17 protein-coding genes are annotated in these 15,089 nt (G+C 68.8%); 10 read left to right on the top strand and 7 right to left on the bottom strand.

All coding sequences use genetic code 11. From position 1 onward, the window contains the following. The first annotated feature begins 165 nt into the window (after positions 1–165). The 3 genes from D7X96_RS11425 to D7X96_RS11415 are packed head-to-tail and all read left to right on the top strand — an operon-like array spanning position 166 to position 2,069. Positions 166–738 carry a hypothetical protein gene (locus D7X96_RS11425; RefSeq protein WP_147468284.1) on the top strand — a complete coding sequence of 191 codons (573 nt, stop codon included), beginning with the start codon at positions 166–168 and terminating at the stop codon, positions 736–738. A 3-nt stretch (positions 739–741) separates the two neighbouring features. Next, positions 742–1,245: a hypothetical protein gene (locus tag D7X96_RS11420; protein ID WP_120550711.1), complete on the top strand. Its 504-nt coding sequence runs from the start codon at positions 742–744 to the stop codon at positions 1,243–1,245. Beyond that, positions 1,242–2,069, top strand: a complete 828-nt coding sequence (locus D7X96_RS11415; RefSeq protein ID WP_120550710.1) for an HTTM domain-containing protein — start codon at positions 1,242–1,244, stop codon at positions 2,067–2,069. The genes D7X96_RS11420 and D7X96_RS11415 overlap by 4 nt, the downstream gene beginning before the upstream one ends. 1 nt (position 2,070) lies before the next feature. Here D7X96_RS11415 and D7X96_RS11410 read toward each other — a convergent pair whose 3' ends face one another. Then, complete coding sequence (locus tag D7X96_RS11410; protein WP_121769703.1) at positions 2,071–2,517, bottom strand: putative toxin-antitoxin system toxin component, PIN family; 447 nt, start codon at positions 2,515–2,517, stop codon at positions 2,071–2,073. A gap of 182 nt (positions 2,518–2,699) precedes the next feature. Between D7X96_RS11410 and D7X96_RS11405 the strand changes: the two genes are divergently transcribed. From D7X96_RS11405 to D7X96_RS11395, 3 genes are read left to right on the top strand one after another with little or no spacing between them, the layout of a single operon-like run. Beyond that, the gene (locus D7X96_RS11405; protein ID WP_121724412.1) at positions 2,700–3,314 is read left to right on the top strand and encodes a CAP domain-containing protein; all 615 of its coding nucleotides are present in this window, start codon (positions 2,700–2,702) and stop codon (positions 3,312–3,314) included. Between the two features lie 37 nt (positions 3,315–3,351). After that, positions 3,352–4,542: a cysteine desulfurase-like protein gene (locus tag D7X96_RS11400; protein WP_120550708.1), complete on the top strand. Its 1,191-nt coding sequence runs from the start codon at positions 3,352–3,354 to the stop codon at positions 4,540–4,542. Then, positions 4,542–5,009, top strand: a complete 468-nt coding sequence (locus D7X96_RS11395; protein WP_121769702.1) for a hypothetical protein — start codon at positions 4,542–4,544, stop codon at positions 5,007–5,009. Before D7X96_RS11400 ends, D7X96_RS11395 begins: the two co-directional genes overlap by 1 nt. A gap of 121 nt (positions 5,010–5,130) precedes the next feature. Here D7X96_RS11395 and D7X96_RS39530 read toward each other — a convergent pair whose 3' ends face one another. The 5 genes from D7X96_RS39530 to D7X96_RS11375 form a co-directional block, all read right to left on the bottom strand. Beyond that, the gene (locus D7X96_RS39530) at positions 5,131–5,850 is read right to left on the bottom strand and encodes a hypothetical protein (RefSeq protein WP_147468283.1); all 720 of its coding nucleotides are present in this window, start codon (positions 5,848–5,850) and stop codon (positions 5,131–5,133) included. 118 nt (positions 5,851–5,968) lie between these two features. After that, on the bottom strand, positions 5,969–6,565 hold the full coding sequence (locus D7X96_RS39525) for a hypothetical protein (protein WP_147468282.1): 597 nt from the start codon (positions 6,563–6,565) through the stop codon (positions 5,969–5,971). Between the two features lie 476 nt (positions 6,566–7,041). Beyond that, on the bottom strand, positions 7,042–7,434 hold the full coding sequence (locus D7X96_RS11385; RefSeq protein WP_121769700.1) for a hypothetical protein: 393 nt from the start codon (positions 7,432–7,434) through the stop codon (positions 7,042–7,044). Positions 7,435–7,491: 57 nt separating this feature from the next. Next, complete coding sequence (locus D7X96_RS11380) at positions 7,492–8,373, bottom strand: EamA family transporter (protein WP_121769699.1); 882 nt, start codon at positions 8,371–8,373, stop codon at positions 7,492–7,494. 25 nt (positions 8,374–8,398) lie between these two features. Continuing rightward, positions 8,399–9,952 (bottom strand): DUF4153 domain-containing protein, encoded by a 1,554-nt coding sequence (locus D7X96_RS11375; RefSeq protein ID WP_147468281.1) that lies wholly within the window; start codon positions 9,950–9,952, stop codon positions 8,399–8,401. Between the two features lie 258 nt (positions 9,953–10,210). On the opposite strand from D7X96_RS11375, the gene D7X96_RS11370 reads away from it, so the two are divergent. Further along, positions 10,211–11,212, top strand: a complete 1,002-nt coding sequence (locus D7X96_RS11370) for an endonuclease/exonuclease/phosphatase family protein (protein ID WP_121724415.1) — start codon at positions 10,211–10,213, stop codon at positions 11,210–11,212. 243 nt (positions 11,213–11,455) lie between these two features. After that, the gene (locus tag D7X96_RS11365; protein WP_120550724.1) at positions 11,456–12,505 is read left to right on the top strand and encodes a GNAT family N-acetyltransferase; all 1,050 of its coding nucleotides are present in this window, start codon (positions 11,456–11,458) and stop codon (positions 12,503–12,505) included. Here the strand turns inward: D7X96_RS11365 and D7X96_RS11360 are convergent. Further along, entirely contained in the window at positions 12,489–13,613 is a 1,125-nt protein-coding gene (locus tag D7X96_RS11360) for a glycosyltransferase family protein (RefSeq protein ID WP_147468280.1), read from the bottom strand. The two genes, D7X96_RS11365 and D7X96_RS11360, sit on opposite strands and share 17 nt — an antisense overlap. 88 nt (positions 13,614–13,701) lie before the next feature. Between D7X96_RS11360 and D7X96_RS11355 the strand changes: the two genes are divergently transcribed. Together D7X96_RS11355 and D7X96_RS11350 are read left to right on the top strand one after the other, a co-directional pair. Next, complete coding sequence (locus D7X96_RS11355; protein WP_121724417.1) at positions 13,702–14,235, top strand: hypothetical protein; 534 nt, start codon at positions 13,702–13,704, stop codon at positions 14,233–14,235. Positions 14,236–14,325: 90 nt separating this feature from the next. Further along, positions 14,326–15,089: APC family permease (locus tag D7X96_RS11350; RefSeq protein WP_147442865.1), on the top strand; the 764-nt coding region annotated here is incomplete at its 3' end.

Here is a 15,089-nt window from a genome sequence, read left to right as displayed (position 1 = left end):
TGACCCGAGACGCGGATGACTCCAAGCATCCATCCCGGATTTCACCGCCTGCGCGCCTGCCCCCCGAGCGCGCGTGAAGGCAGCTCTGGCCTTGATTGACAGAAATGAAGTCTTTCACGTCTATTGCCATCTCCACCGCTTTCATCACCGCAGTGCGCCCTCCCCATGATGCGAGTGTTTCGCCCGGCCGTTCCCACGGCGGCGCGCCCTCACGGCGCGTACGCGCCGCGTGACGGCTGGCATTCCACCGGGTCCATCCCCCGGCTCCACACCCTCCCCGCTCCAGCGCCCGCGCCGCTCGCACCGGCGGGGAGCATCGCGCTCCTGCTGACCGTGGCGGGCGACGCGCTGCACCTCCAACTGGCTGAAGCGCTCGCGCCCCCCTCCGCCTCCGCGAGGGACGTGCTCGACGCGCGCCGGAAGGCCGGCCGCGAAGGCTCCGCGTGGCCCGAGCACGTCGCGGAGCTCTGCTACGCGGGCGAACCGTGGATGACCGGGCTCGTGCTGGATGCGAGGGCGGACCTCACGTGGCGGGTGCAGGACTTTCCCGGCGCCGCGCTGGAGCCCGGGAAGCTCTCCCTGCGCACCCATTGCGCGCGCGCGGGCTTCTCGCTGGAGGCGAGCGTCGTGCTGACGCCGCCCGCGATGAACGACTTCGAGTCGCTCGCCCAGCAGGAGTTCCCACCGCTCGCGCCCTCCGCCCGGCAGCCGTGGCTGCGGTGGGAGCAGGGACGTTAAGACATGCTCATCCGTCTCATCCCACGGTTGCTGCTGGCCTGGTTCACGGTGTCGTTCGTCTGCCAGTTCCTCCCCATGCGCCTGCAGGGGCTCTTCCGCGCCCTCGACGTGTTCGGGCTCATCCCCCGGTGGATGTTCTTCTCGCCATCGTTCTCCGCGTCGGACTACCACCTGCTCTACCGCGAGGCGCTGTGTGACGGGACGCTGACGCAGTGGCGCGAGATTCCGCTGGCGGAGCGCCGCTCGCTGCTGGGCGCGGTCTGGAACCCGGAGCGGCGTCACCGCAAGGCGGTGGCCACCGCGGTGGCCAGGCTGGTGCAGCAGGCCGAGTCCAGGCGAGGTCCCTTGACGCAGGCCCATGGCTACGCGGCCATCCTCGCGCTCATCACGTCGCGCGGCGGCACCCCGCTCACGCGCGCGTTCCAGTTCGCCATCGCCGAGTCCTTTGGCTACGAGGCCCGGACGCCGTCGCGCATGGTGCTCGTCTCGGAGCTGCACGCGCGATGATTCCCTTCACGGAGACCCCCGACCTGGCGCTGTACGCCGTCCGCGTGCTGATGGCGCTGGGCATCCTCATCACCACGGGCGAGCTGCTGGCCAACTGGCGGGACCACGCCGACGGCGGCTTCTCCGGCTGGCCGCTGCTGCGCCAGCTGCTGGAGCAGTTCAAGGGCGGCCCCGTCCTGCGTTTCGCCGTGTCGCTGGTGTCCCACGCCCGCTTCCTGGGCTGGCTGGGGCTGAGAGCGCTCTGCGCGGCGGCGCTGCTCGTGCCCGCGCTGCCGGCGCCGCTGGTGCTCGCGGCCCTGGCGCTGCTCTTCGTGACGGACCTGCTCGTCTCCATGCGCCTGCAGTTCGGCAAGGACGGCTCGGACCGCATGGTGCGGCTGCTCAACGTGGCGCTGCTGCTGGTGGCGCTGGCGCCGGGGAACCCGCGCGTGCGGGACGCGGGGCTGGCCTTCATCGCGCTCCAGGGCTGCCTGGCCTACTTCACCACGGGCGTCTGGAAGGCCCTGGGGCCGCAGTGGCGCGACGGCCAGGCCGTGTTCCTCGTCTTCAACACCCGCGCCCACGGCACGCGCCCCGTGGCCGCGATGCTGGCGCGCCAGCCGTGGCTCACGCGCCTCTTGAGCTGGTCCGTCGTCGGCGTGGAGGCCCTGTTCCCGCTGGCCCTCGTGGGTGGCCCCACCGTGGCGCTCGTCTTCCTCGCATGGGGCGTGGTGTTCCACGCGACCAACTCGCTGGTGATGGGCCTCAACCCCTTCTTCTTCGCGTTCGTCGCGACCTACCCCGCCATCCTCTTCTGCGCCGCGCACGGCGTGCTGCTCCCCTGAGTCACGGATCCGCCGCCCCCGCCTCCAGGAGCGCGGCGGCCTTCCGGGGTGACAGGATTTCAAAGGGCAGGCGACGCCCGCCGCCCATCGACAGCACGCGCTGGTCCTTGCTCACCAGCCACGCCGCACCGGCGCGCGCCGTCAGCTCCAGGAACTTCTGATCATCCCGGTCGCGGCACGGCGGCAGCTCCACCGGTGAGCCCTCGCCGTCCGCGACGCGCACGAGCGCGCCGTACGCGTCACGCACCGCCTGCTGCGCGTCCGCCGCCAGCTTGAACGAGGGATAGGCGAGCACCAGCGCCAGCTCCTTCAACGTGTGCCGGTCCGCCCACGCCGTCAGCGCGCCCGAGCGCAGCGCCTGCTTCAATGGCCGGGTGAAGGCGTCATCAAAAACGAACACATCCAGCACCACGTTGGTGTCCAGCACCACGGAACGAGCGGCAGGCATAGCGGAAGGCGTCTTCACGTTGCAGGAACTTTCCGTCACCAACACCGCTGACACAACCCTGTCGTTTCACGCGTCAATCACAATGCACGGCGCGTCCCTGGCACAAACCAGGAATCATGGACAAAGATGCTTTCCGCTGAACCCCTCCCCCTGGCCGGCCCCCGCCGGCGAAAGGTCTGTCCATGAAGCCCTCGTCCCGTTCCCTGTGTCTGAGTTTGCTGAGCGCCGCTGCCCTGCTGGGTGGCTGTGGAGGCGAGGAGGCTCCCACGCAAGCGGGTGAAGGCGTCGTCGTTCCGCCGGTCCAGACGGACGTCGCCGGCAACGGGCTGAGCGCGAGCGCGGCGTACTGCGATGACGTGACGACGTGGGACCCGGCCTGGGTGGCGTTCGAGAACGAGGTGCTCACGCTCGTCAACCAGCGCCGCGCGGCGGGCGCCACCTGTGGCGGCGTGGTGAAGCCGGCGGTGGGCGCGCTCGTCAACAACGACCTGCTGCGCTGTGCGGCGCGCAAGCACTCCAAGGACATGGGCACGAACAACTTCTTCAGCCACACGGGCTCCAACGGCTCCACGCCGTGGCAGCGCATGGCGTCCGCGGGCTACAGCTACCGGACGGCGGCGGAGAACATCGCCGCGGGCTACAGCACGCCGACGGCGGTGGTGAACGGCTGGATGGCCAGCACCGGCCACTGCAACAACATCATGAACGGCGCGCTGAAGCAGACGGGCATCGGCTACTACAACGCGCCGTCCAGCTCGTACCGCGCGTACTGGACGCAGGACTTCGGCACGCCGTAGTCCGCGCACCCGGGCGGAGGGCTATGCTTCGCGCACCATGTCCTCCCCCTTCGCCGAGCACTTCCCCGCCCTGCGGTCCGGCTTCAGCTATCTGGACAACGCGGCGGGGGCGCAGGTGCCCACGCACTGCATCGACGCCATCCACCAGTTCCTCTCGGGTGGAAGCTGCAACGTGGGCCAGCCCTACCCCGCGTCCCGCGTGGCCACCGCGCTCAAGGCCCGGGCGCGTGAGGAGACGGCGGAGTTCCTCCACTGCCGGCCCGACGAGGTGATGCTCGGGCCCAGCGCCACCGCCCTCACCTTCCAGGTGGGCCGGGCCGTCTCACGCCTCTTCAAACCAGGCGACGAGGTGGTCATCTCCGAGCTGGAGCACGAATCCAACGCGGCCCCGTGGCGCGCGCTGGAGGCGCAGGGTGTGAAGGTGAGCACCTGGCGCGCGAGCTGGCCGGAGGGGCGGCTGGAGGCGTCCGAGCTGAAGAAGCTCGTCACGCCGCGCACGCGGCTGGTGGCGGTGTCCGCGGCGGCGAACTCCGTGGGAGCGACGCCGGACGTGGCCGCCGCGGCGGAGGTGGCGCACGGCGTGGGCGCGTGGCTGTTCGTGGACGCGGTGCACTCCAGTCCGCATCACCTTCCGGACGTGCGGGCATGGGGCGCGGACTTCGCGGTGTTCTCGCCGTACAAGGTCTTCGGTCCGCACCTGGGCTGTCTGTACGTGCGGAGAGAGCTGCTGGCGGGCCTGCCCGCGGACAAGCTGTGGTTCATGCCGGATGACGGTCCGCAGAAGTTCGAGCCGGGCACGGCGAACCACGAAGGCTGGGCGGGATGGCTGGGTTCCCTGCGCTACCTGCGCGACGTGCTGGGCGGTGGCCAGCCGGGGCGCGAGGGATTGACGCGGGCCTTCCAGCGCATCACGCAGCTGGAGCAGCCGCTCTTGGAGGCAGCGCTGGAGCAGCTGTCCCGGCACCCGCGCGTGCGACTGTACGGACCGAAGACGTCCGCCGGCCGCGTCGCCACGTTCTGCTTCAACGTCACCGGCGTAGCGCCCCGCGCGGTGGCGGAGCACCTGGCGGAACAGGGCGTGGGCGTCGCGGCGGGGCACTACTACGCGACGATGGCGGCGGAGGCGCTGGGGCTCATGCCCGACGGCGCGGTGCGCGCGTCCCTGCTGCACTACAACACGGCGGAGGACGTGGGACGGCTGCTCGCGGCGCTGGATTCGCTCCCCTGATGCCGGGAGGCATCGTCCATCGCGAGCTGACGCTGAGTATCGGCTTCGACGCGCAGGGCGTCACCTTGCGTCCGCTGCTCGCGAAGCCTGTCTTCATCGCGTGGCCGGAGATGGACTTCGTCTGTCTCACGCCCGCGATGGAGCGGCATCCTGAAGGCTGGCGCGAGAAGACCTGGTCCTTCCTGCCAAAGAACTTCCGCTCCACCCTCCAGACGTCGGGACATCTGTACGTCGAGCTGGTCGTGAAGGACCGGCGTCCCCTCCTGGCCCGGACCGAAGGCGCCTGGACCCGCTCATGGCTGGCGAGCCGACTGAGGCCCATGGCCGATGCCACGGACGCGCTAAAGGTGGATCAATCCCTGGTCGGCCTGGATGTCTACAAGCACCGGTTGAACGCGCCGCTGGATGAACTGCTGGACCTGCTGGCGAGACATTGCCGGTTCGACCTTGTGGTCCACGACTTTTGAGCGGCCCACCCAACCATCCGCGACGTCAAAATCCATACAACAAACACCCCCAAACAACCCCACCTCAAATCAAAACCAAATCCCCACACAAACCCAATCCACGCCAAACACCACAGCCATCCTACGGCTTGACTTTGCGACTCTCAAGAAAGACCTCAACAACATCTTCAGGCGCCTCCCTCATCCCAGCCTTCCACTGACAAACCAACTCATCCTGACTCAAACCGAGTGCCTCAAGGTCAATGTCGCCCTCGCGGAACGGAAGTGTCTTGAGCCTCTCCACCATCGCAGCAACCTGCCTCTCCCTGTACTGCGACATAAACAACTCAAACTCCGCCCGCGCACCTCGCCCCTCCCCACGCACCCATGTCGAAAATTTTTTCCAAGTGACATCAACCCCACTCCGCCCAATCCCAGCAACAGCATCAAAACAATCCGTAGCCGCTGCCTTCCTCAACTCAATCTGCGAGGCCAGGTGAAGAAAAGTTGCAGGCACACGCTCCACCTCAGGCCCCACAATCTCAAGTCGTCGACCAGCACCAACCTCCAACCACTCGCGAATGACTTGGTTGACATGCCCATCGCCAAACCCATAACCAACACAAACAAGACAATCAACACGACCAACATAATCCCTGAAGCGTTCAAGGAGGTGCACGGGAAGAACCTGACTCCCACGCCTGTCGAATTTAAATGCGCCCGCCAACAGGGAACGTCGCAAAAACTGCATTTCGCCCTGATCATCCGCGTACGCGATCTCGTTCACAACTTTCTGCGGAACACCTGGATATAGAGGATGAACATAAACCAACTCCTCATTCGCTGCCTGGAGCATCTTCATCACCCCAGAAACACCTGGACCAAGCGGCAGCAGCCTCAGCAAATCCTCCCCATCATTAAACGTAATAACGTCCAGCGCCCCATGTATCTTCAACAAATTAATACCTGAAACACCCGACTCAAAAAAAACCCATCTCGCCCTTCCTAAGTTGCTCGGCGGAAATAAACTCCGCTTTCAACTCCCCTATTTTCACACCGTTCACGTCACGCCTCGGCAAGACAACATGCCCCGACGTAAATCCACAACTCAACGGAACACCAAAAGCAGCAGCAAGACACTCGATAACGAGATCGTGGTTTAGCGAAAAAACCCACAGAGGCTCTGTTCCGCCAGCGAGCCGCGCGATCCCTTCAAGGTAGCCGAGATGCAACTCAACATACTTGGCGTTCCCCACATGTCTATTGTAAAGCATTCTATACACAACACCAACAAGCCATGAATACACGCCGTGGTAATCATCCCGCTCCGGCGAGTTTCTCCTGAACTGCGTCTCCAAATGTCCTAGAATGCTTTCGTAATGCTGATTAGGCAGAACCAAGACCCGGCACAAATCTTCGATAACGACATCTGAATATCCCGCCCCGTTGCTTCGCCAATGCGCATTGATTTCACGAAGCTTGTCGGGAGTGATCGACGCTCTAAGTTCCGACGTGAGCTCCGAGACGAGTGGCATGCCAACTTCGTAGGAAGCACCCGCACCCAAGAACAGCCCCATTCGCTTCGCGCGCATAGCAATCCCAAGAGCATGCCGCCTTGCCAGGATGACATGGCAGCTCCCGCAACTGTCCGATCTGGCGACCGCAAGTCAACTTAGTGTCTAACAAACACTAAGCCAAGAATCCCCCCCTCGATACGCGTACTCCTGCATACGGAGCAAAGGTCGCTTGCACGGCTGACGAGACCCGACTAACGCACCTGAGAGAGAGTGGGGCAGACAACAATGACTACTGCTACTGCCCATGGTCACTTCCTGTCGAACCGAGGCTGCCCCCCTGGTCAGCCGTCTTACAGTTCAGTCCGGCGGAGGCTCGTCGGGCGGGAATGGCGGAGGAAGCAGTGGCGGGCCGGGCGCCAACACCTGGTCCACCGCCACGACGCTCCCCCCGGAAGCTGGAGCCGCCGGATCCGCTGGTGGCAACGCCGGACTCGTCATCCTGAGGTACGACGGCGACTGCGTGCTCTAGCCCCGCGTCACTCTTGAGCGGTCTTGGGCGCTGCGCTCCGGGAACTGCCGGCGCGCAGCGCCATCACCGCCGCGATGACCTCGCCGGCGCCGAGCAGGAACAGGCCGACACCGCCGAGCGTCAGGCCCCAGTCAGCCAGGGTCCACTCCTCGGTGGTGAACGAGCTGGCCGTCCAGGAACCCAGCCGCATCGTCCCCAGGCCCACCAGCAGGCCCAGGACGATGGAGGCCGTGTTGTGACGCCGGGTGAGGTTGAAGAAGAGCGTCCCCGCTCCCACGACCAGGGCCAGTCCCCCCAGCACCACGAGGATGATGACCATGCCGAACAGCGCCCCCAGGGCGCTATCAACGCCATCCGCCCGGGCCTGGGACGCGAACAGGACGCCGGCCGTGCCGAGCATCCAGGGAAGGTGAACCTTCAACGCGGAGTGCAATCGCATCCGCGAAACCCTACCACCTCACGCCTCCACGGGCGGAGGGGGATGCTTCGCCGTCAGCGTTGCCCCTGCGGACGCCACGCTCACCAGCGCGACCGCCAGCCATTGCAGGGGCGTGAGCTGCTCGCGCAGGACCAGCCAGCCCACCAGCGTGGCCACCCCGGGCTCCAGGCTCATCAGGATGCCGAAGGTGCGGCTGGAGAGCTGGCCCAGCGCCATCATCTCCAGCGTGTACGGCAGCGCGCTGGACAACAGCGCCACGCCCAGGCCCGCCGCGAAGAGGCCCGGCGTCATGCGCTCCAGGTGCCCCTCGCGCAGCATGAAGGGCAGCACCGTCAACATCGCCACCACCATGCCCGCCGCCACGCCCTGCCCCTCCGGCACCCGGCGCGACAGCCTCCCGCCCATCAGGATGTAGAGGGCCCAGCAGCCACCCGCCGTCAGCGCCAGCATCACGCCCAGCGGATCCAGCGAGCCCGGCTTCGCCGTCCACGGGGTGATCAACACGATGCCCGTCGCCGCGAAGAGCACCCACCAAAAGTCCAAGGCCTTGCGTGAACCCACCACCGCGAGCACGAAGGGCCCTACGAACTCCAGCGTCACCGCGAGCCCCAGCGGGATGCGCGAGATGGACAGGTAGTACGTGAGGTTCATCACGCCCAGCGCCACGCCATACGGCACGATGGCCGCCCACTGCGCCCGCGTGTAGCGCAGGAGGGACGGGCGGAAGAACGCCAGCAACATCACCGACGCGAGCACCAGCCGCAGCCCCGCGGCCCCAACCGCGCCCAGCACGGGGAAGAGCCCCTTCGCGAGCGCGGCGCCCCCCTGCACGCTCACCACGGAGATGAGGACCGCGGGAATGGGAGGCAGGGGGGCACGGCGTCCGGCGACTTCGCTCATGGCGCCGCAATGTAGCCAGGGTGCCTCACGGATTCACGGGCTCACTCCACGCCCCTGTCCGCGGCAGCGCACGGCGGGCGAGGAAGCGGGAGACATTCCACTCCGAAAACGAGTCCCGCTGCTCCAGCCGCATGCGGTGCTGCTTCAGGACGGGCGCCACCCGCCACTGGTGCTCCTGCGGAAGGTGGGCGCCCGCCTGGACCAGCCCGGGCACGGCGTCCGCGGACATGTCGTAGAACATCTCGGTGTCCAAAGAACCGGTGCGCGCATACCGCTCCAGGTTGTGGCGGATGATGAACGCCTCCGGGTTGAGGAAGTTGAGCACCAGCACCGAGCCCAGCGCCGTGGCGAACGCACCCACCGCGAAGCGCTCCGGCTTCCACCACAGCGTCACCGCGCGCCAGGCCAGCACCGCGCCCAGCGCCCACATGAAGACGTGCGTGTGCACGCGCAGCAGCGTGTAGCCGAAGGCGTCCTCGTACAGCGACAGGCGCCGCATCGCGGACGCGAGGATGATCAACGTCAGCGCCACCATCAGCGACGTGCTCGCGCGGAAGACGGTCTGCGCCATGCGCGTCTCCCGCCGCGTCCAGTGCGCCAGGGCCATGACCAGCACCAGCGTCAGCGAGGCGACGACCACCAGTTCGAAGAAGCCGCGCCGCGCGTACTCCGCGAAGGTGTAGCCGGCCGCGGGCGACGACGCGTCACCGATGAACAGGTACGACACCTGGAAGGCCGCGAAGACGAAGAACAGCGCGTTCACGGCGAAGATGAGCGTGAGCGCCTCCACGAATCCCAGACGCGGCGAAGCGGACACCACCTCCGCGTCCCCCAGCTCCTTCGGGGCGCGGCGGCGCAGCGCATGACCCAGCACACCCGCGGCGACGCACGCGCTGAACGCCACGGCGAGGCCGCGCACCACCATCAACTCCATGTCCAGGTTGAACGACAACAGCCGGCCCACGGTGGAGGAGAAGATGCCGTCCGCGGACTCCAGCAGCACCCCGAACACGAACAGCACCGGCAGCGCCAGCAGCAGGCCTCGCGTCAGCGCCCCCAACAGGCGCGAGTGCGCCTTGAGGCCACGCACGTCCACGCTGTCCCGCACGAGCACCGGCGGGTAGAGCAGGCTCTGCGCGGCGGAGCCGAAGAAGACGAGGACATAGTCGATGAGGCCCAGGCGCTGCACGCGGCCCGCGGCCCAGAAGTGCGACAGCATCATCAGGAGCACGGCCGCGGTCACCACGTTGAGCATCAGCAGCCACGAACTGTCCCGCACCGCCACGAAGGCGCTGACCAGTCCCAGCGGCGCCAGCAGCCACGCATTGGGGCGCGCGCGCTGCCAGCCCTCCCGTCCGCCCAGCCACACGAGCGCGCCTACCAGGGCGGCCACCACCAGCGGAAAGCCCAGGCCCCATCGCGCCGTCTCGAGCAGGACCTCCGCGAGCACGCCCACGGCCAGCGACGCCGCCAGCATCCGGCGTGGGGCGCGCACCCACGGCAGGACCGACCCGCCCGGGACGGTGGCGGCAGGAGCGGGAGAAGGAGGAAGCGGGGACATGGGAACGGACGGGGTCATGGCGTCGGCACCTCTCGGGCGGGTCAGCACCCGGAACGCGCACAGGATGCACACGCCCGGAGGCACGGCTGGGGGCCTCGGGGGCGAGCGGTCGCGGGGGCACGCCGAACGGCGCCGGCCCTCGCGTGGCCGGTCGGCCCCACCCAGGGTCCGTGGAGTCAGCGCCCTGCGTGAAGGTGCGAGCCGCGCCGCGTCGCCGGACACTCCCAGGCGGTCCGGGCAGCCTCGAAACAAGGTCGATGTTAGGTTGCCGCCCCGATGTCACCCCTGACGCGGCTCCCCTTCCGCTTCCGTCCCCGTCCGGCCCTCGCCCTGTGGGGCCTGGTGCTCGCGCTCGCGGGATGTGACGGCACGTCCCCCCAAACCCCGCCGGCTCAAGACGCCGGAGGCTGCGTCCAGGGCAACTGCCCGCAGCCCGACAGCGGCACGGCGCCCCTGCCGTCCGGCGCGCACGTGCGCATCGCGGCGTACAACGTGCACCGCCTCTTCGACACCGTCTGCGACACGGGCTCCTGCGGCGGCTCCAACTACGAGGAGCTTCCCACCGAGGCGGAGTTCCAGGCGCAGGTGGCCCAGCTGGGCCCGGCCATCAACGCGCTCCAGGCGGACATCGTGATGCTGGAGGAGGTCGAGACGCAGCAGTCGCTGGACGGACTGCTGGCCCGGGTCCCCGCATACGGCTACTCGATGCTCGGAGAGACCTACTCCCCGGCCTCGGTGGACGTGGCGGTGCTGTCCGTGTTCCCCATCATCGAGACGCGCAGCCACCGCAACCAGTACATCATCAAGCCGGACGGTTCCTTCACGCGCTTCTCGCGCGACCTGCTCGAAGTGCACCTGGACGTGGACGGCCGGCGGGTCATCGTCTTCGCGGCGCACTTCCGCTCCAAGGTGAATGACGATCCGGACCGCCGCATGGCGGAGGCCAACGCCTCGCGGATCATCCTCGTCGAATCCGCGAAGGAGTTCCCGGACGCGCTGGTGGTGCTCGGCGGGGACCTCAACGACGTGCCCGGCTCGGACCCCATCAACGCCATGGATGAATCGCTGCTGCGCGTCGGCAGGGACCGGCCGGACAGCGCCACCTGGACGTACTTCTATTCGGGCAGGGGTCAGGCCATCGACCACCTCTACCTCGCGCCCAACGACGGCGGCGCGTACGTCCCGGGCTCCTTCCGCGTGGCCCGAGACCCCAACGGCGGCTACGGCGGCTCCGACCACGGGGCGGTGTACGCGGACTTCGTGCTCGCCGCGCCCTGAACCGCGTTTGCGACGGCGAGCTCCGCACACTGCCCCGCCCTGGCAGCGCGGTGCCTGTGGACCACCGCACGTGGAAGGGCTGGCATTGACTCGGCAATGACAGCCAGGGAGGGAGCTTCCTCGGCGGCCGGTTTCCAGCCCGGCCGCCCTCCCTACCTTCAGCGCCATGAAAGCAAGCTCATGGCGCATGCGTGCGGCACGCCCTTCCCGGGCGCTTCGGCATCCTGTCCCCGGGGGCAGGCCATGATTGAGGTGCGCACCTTCGAAGGCGACGCGTCCGAGGCCTCCTGGTTCCTCAACCGCGTCTGGCAATCCACCTATGGAAAGACGGCGCCGCTGCCCGTCTGGGACAAGCGCTTCTGCGACTGGAGGCTGTTCCGGGACGGCCAGGCGCCGCGCGACTACCTGCTGGCGGCGTACGAGGGAAGGCACCTGGTGGGCACCCTCTTCGCGGAGCCCGCGAGGCTGCGCCTGGGACGCGTGGAGGTGGACGGCAGCTATGGACTGCGGGCCACCGTCACGAACTCCCATCGGGGACAGGGCATTGGCGCGAAGCTCGCGAAGGAGCTGCTCCGGCGGCACCAGGACCGGGCCGCGCGGCTCACCCTGGGCTTCACGACGACGGAGCCCCGTCCCCCGGGCTTCTGGCGGCGCGCGTGGAACACCCGGCTGTTCGGCGGGCTGGGGCTGTGGATGTATGCCTTTGATGCGAAGGCGCTCGCCGGCTGGTCCTTCACGGACAACGAGCGGCGGCTCTTCACCCTGGCGCATCCCCTCCTGCGGCACCGCTTCCGGGAAGCGGACGGCCAGGGCATCCGTCCCTACCAGCCCGCGGACCTGGGCCGCTGCATGACGCTGGTCCGCGGCATGCTGCGCCCGGTGACGCTGGGCTACACGTACACGACCGAGCAGCTGGCGGCCCAGCTCCAGTACCGGGACGTGCCGCGCACCTTCGTGCTGGAGCAGGACGGCGAGGTGCGCGGGCTCGTCAGCTCACACAGCCTGTTGATGACGGGCGTGGGGGAGCTGACCGCGGAGGTCGTGGACCTGATGGCGTTCGACGCCGCGGTGTCCTCGGAGGACCGGCAGCGGCTGCTCCAGGTGGCCATGCAGGACATGGAGCGCCGGGGTGTGGCGTTCGCGGGCATGCTGCGAGGGCCCGGCACCTCGGCGTGTCTGTTGTTGCGCTCGGGCTGGGTGCCGCTGCCCCGGCGCGCGCAGGTGACGTGCCTGATGCCCACGTGCGACCTGGACCTGCCCGCGGACCCGTGCGTCTTCACGCACCTGCGCTGACGCGCGCGCCCTGGACCTTGCGGAAGAGCAGCACGGCCCCGCTGGCCACGGTCCGCACACCGCCGCCCGCGCAGACGCACAGCGCGGGCAGGACGAGCAGCAGGTACTGCGGCCACTTGGTGTTCCACAGCAGCAGGAACACCAGCCCCACGACGGCGGCCACCGCCCACACGGGCCGCTCGCGCCACGTCCGGGGCAGGCCCAGCACCGCCAGCGGCAGCAGCGCCCGGCCGTTGAAGTGCGTGAGGTAGATGCCGGGGTCGGAGTTGGACAGCCAGGTGTCCGTGAGGAACGCGAGCGGCTGATACCAGGGCAGCCCGGCGCGGCGCACGTGCTCGTTGTGGGAGTAGTTCCAGTGGAAGGTGATGGACTCCCACAGCGACGCGAACGGCGAAGCCCACAGCGCGGGGTTCACCAGGATGAACGCGGCCGCCGTGGACACGACGATGGCGGCCCACGGACGCCACTGCGTGCGCGCCCCCATCACCAGGAAGGGCAGGAACGTGAGCCCGCCCACCAGGCCATACGGATACTTCCCCGCCGCCGCAATCCCCAGCAGCACGCCGGACACCGCCGTCCATCCCGGCGCGAAGCCCCTGCGCCGGGCGCGCTCGAAGGCGAGCAGCGCGAGCACCGCGAGCAGCCCCGGCACCGCCTCCAGGTACGCCTGGGACGTGTACTTCGTGTGGTACGGGTCCCACGCGAGCAGCAGCGCCCCCAGCGGATCCACGAGGGCGACGAGCCCCACCTGGAGCACCCCGGCCACCGCCGACAGGCCTCGCGTCACGTTGAACGTGGGGCGCGCTGCGTCCGGGATGGGCCGGCCCATGGGGACGTCCGACCAGTCCGGCTCGGACGCGCCCGAGACGCGCACGGCCTCGGCGAAGAGCAGCTTCACCAGCGGCGGATGTTCGAAGTTCTCGCGGAGCCTGCCCACGTCGCCCCATCTGCCTTCGTCGAGCATGTGGGCGTAGGTGAAGGCGATGGGCAGGTAGGTCGCCTCATCGAAGTCCTGGCCCAGCCGCTCCACCGCGCGGGAGCGCTGCCAGGTGGCGACCACGATGGCGACGAATGCGACGAGGAGGGCCAGCAGGCGAGTGCGGGACACGCGCGCACGGATATCACAGACGTGCGGCCCGCCGGGCAGCCGGGGCATGGCCCTGGTGGCGCGCGCCCCGGCGCCCCAACTTCACGACATGAGAACCGCTCGCATCCTCACCGTCGCCGCCCTGCTCGCGGGCGGATCCGCTGTCGCGAAGAAGGCCGAGACCCTGGAGCTGCGGACCCACGACACGACCGTGCGTGCGAGCGTCACCGCGCAAGGTCTCCAGGGGCCGGAAATGAAGCTCCAGCTCTCCGACAATGCCTTGAAGGGCCAGGCCTTCCAGCGCCCCGTGGACCTGAAGCTGTCGGAGCGGCGCATCGAAGGCACCGTGGACAAGAAGCCCGTGGAGCTCACCGTGGACGAGCGCCCCGACGTCGTGGAGATGATGGGCACCTTCGCGGGCCAGCCCTCGTCGCTGACGCTGAGCCCGGACGCGCTGACGGGGTCGGTGGGGCCGTGCGGCTACAACCTCATCATCGAGCGCGACCGCAAGCACTACCGGGGGACGCGCGCCTGCGGCGACCAGCGGGAGAACGACGTCTTCGTCGCCATCCCGAAGTCGCTGGAGAAGGAGCCCGCGCCCGGGCGCATGGCGGCGCTGAGCGTGCTGCTCTCCCAGCCTTGAGGTGGGGCTCGGCGATGGCGCGCACGGCGCGGGTGTAGTGAAGTCCCAGGCGTGTCCACCCTTCCCTCCGGCGTCGCGCCCGAGCGCACCATCGGGCCCCTCCAACTGCTGGCCCTGGGCGTCAACGGCATCGTGGGCGTCGGCATCTTCTTCGCGCCCGCGGAGGTCGCGGCGCAGGCGCCCGGCCTGGGCGCGGTGTGGGCCTTCGCGCTGACGGGGCTGGCGCTGGTGCCGGTGGCGTTCGCGTTCGCGGTGCTCGGCCGGCGGTTCGACTCGGATGGCGGGCCCGTGGTGTTCGCGAGGGCGGCGTTCGGAGAACGGGTGTCGTTCCTCGTCGGCTGGGTGGCCTACGTCAGCGCCTTCCTGAGCACGTCCGCGGTGATGGCGGGCCTGGCGCGGGCGGTGGCGCCATCGGTGGGCCTGGGAGGCCCGGTGGGCGAGCGGCTGCTGGCCTCCGCGCTGGTGACGGGACTGGCGGCGCTGGTGGCGTCAGGCATCCGCGTGTCGGCGAGGACGTGGACGGCGCTCACGGTGCTCAAGCTCGTGCCGCTGGCGTTGCTGCTCGGGGCGTTCTTCCTCCTCCCGGACCAGGACGTGCCGCCGCCGCTGCCCGCCACGGGGGCGTCGTGGCTGAAGGCGGGGCTGACGGTGATGTTCGCCTACCAGGGCTTCGAGATCGTGCCGGTCATCGCGGGGCAGGTGCGCGCGTCGGAGCGCACGGTGCCCATGGCGACGGTGGGCTCGCTGGTGCTGGCGATGCTGTTCTACGTGGGGCTCGTGTGGGCGTGCGTCGCGGCGCTGCCGGACCTGGCGAGGGCGGCGGCGCCGCTGGCGCAGGCGGCGGGGGTGTGGGG

The sequence above is a fragment of the Corallococcus interemptor genome (genome assembly GCF_003668875.1).
Classification (GTDB): domain Bacteria; phylum Myxococcota; class Myxococcia; order Myxococcales; family Myxococcaceae; genus Corallococcus; species Corallococcus interemptor.
The sequence above is the reverse complement of the archived record's forward strand: the minus strand, read 5'-3'. Positions and strand labels throughout refer to the sequence as shown.